Source organism: Azospirillum formosense, from assembly GCF_013340925.1.
Classification (GTDB): Bacteria; Pseudomonadota; Alphaproteobacteria; order Azospirillales; family Azospirillaceae; genus Azospirillum; species Azospirillum formosense.
Map to the genome: position 1 here is coordinate 1 of NZ_WHOR01000508.1, position 1,220 is coordinate 1,220.

The 1,220-nt window shown below is 71.1% G+C and carries 1 protein-coding gene; it reads right to left on the reverse strand.

Translation table 11 applies throughout. The features are described from left to right. Window positions 1–121: 121 nt before the first annotated feature. Window positions 122–1,090 (reverse strand): Gfo/Idh/MocA family protein, encoded by a 969-nt coding sequence (locus GBZ26_RS29460; RefSeq protein WP_174441814.1) that lies wholly within the window; start codon window positions 1,088–1,090, stop codon window positions 122–124. Between the last annotated feature and the right edge of the window lie 130 nt (window positions 1,091–1,220).

Below are 1,220 nucleotides of genomic sequence, written 5' to 3' on the forward strand. Positions count from 1 at the left end.
CCACACAGGGTGTGGCGTGGGCGACGTCAGATGTGTATAAGATCCAGGGGGTCGTTCGGAGCCTCGTTCGGGGCGTCGTCGGGAGTCGGCCGGGCGGTGCGCCAGGCGCTTTGCCAGTGGCCTACCAGTGAAAGGCGTCGGTGGTGCGCCAGCGCCCGACCAGACAGGCGTCGGCGACCAGTTGCAGCGGACGGGCGTCGACGTCGCCGGCCGCGTCCGCGATCAGACGGTGGAAGCGGCGGTAGATGCCCTGGTACTCGGCGTCGGGCTCGGCCAGCGCCGGCACGCCGTCCACGCTCAGCCGCGTGCCGCCGTGGGTGAGGTCGAGCCGTCCGCTGTTCGTTTCGATGGCGATGGTCCAGGTCTGCTCGCCTTCCTGAAGGAAGTCGAAGGCGGCGGTCACCGTCCCAACGGCGGAGCCCGCAGCCCCCTCCATCCTCAGCGTCGCGGCGATGGGCGTGTCGCGGTTGGCGGGGACCCGCAGTTCGGCGTCGCGGACGACGACGGGGCCGGGCAGGATTTCGGTCAGGATCGACAGGGCGTTGATGCCCGGATCGAAGACGCCGAAGCCCCCCGCCGCGAAGATCCAGTCCTGGCCGGGATGCCAGCGCCGCACGTCCTCCTTCCAGGTGATGGCGGCGTGGCGGACGGTGGCGCCGGCCAGACGCCGCCGCGTCTCCTCCACCGCCGCGTTGAAGCGGGAATGCCAAGCGGCGAACAGCGTGCGCGTGGCGTCCTCCGCCGCTTCGAGCAACAGGCGCAGCTCCGTCAGGGTGGCGGCCGGCGGCTTCTCGATCAGGACATGCTTGCCGGCGCGCAGCGCCTCCACCGTCAGGGTGTGGCGGACGGCGGGCGGCGTGCAGATCGCCACGGCGTCGAGGCCGGGCAGGGCGGCCAGCATCTCCGCCTGGCTGCGGAAGACCGGCACGTCGCCGAGCCCAGCTTCCTCCAGGGCGGCCCCGTGCGGGCTGACCACCGCGGCGAGGCGGAACAGGCCGGTGGCGGCGATGGCCGGGACATGCTGGTCGCGGGCGATCTTGCCGAAGCCGACGATGCCGAGGGTGAGAGGGGCGGGGGTGGGACGGGTCATGACGGTCCTCACGCCTTGTTCTTGTTGTAGACGTCGATGGTGACGGCGGCGAGCAGCACCATCCCCTTGATGACCTGCTGCCAGTCGATGTCGATCCTGGGGATCGGCATCGACTGGCAGCAGGTCATCA

Bases quoted from the DNA above. Each gene is read 5' to 3' on its own strand.
- GBZ26_RS29460 (WP_174441814.1), bottom strand. From the start codon at position 1,090: ATGACCCGTCCCACCCCCGCCCCTCTCACCCTCGGCATCGTCGGCTTC.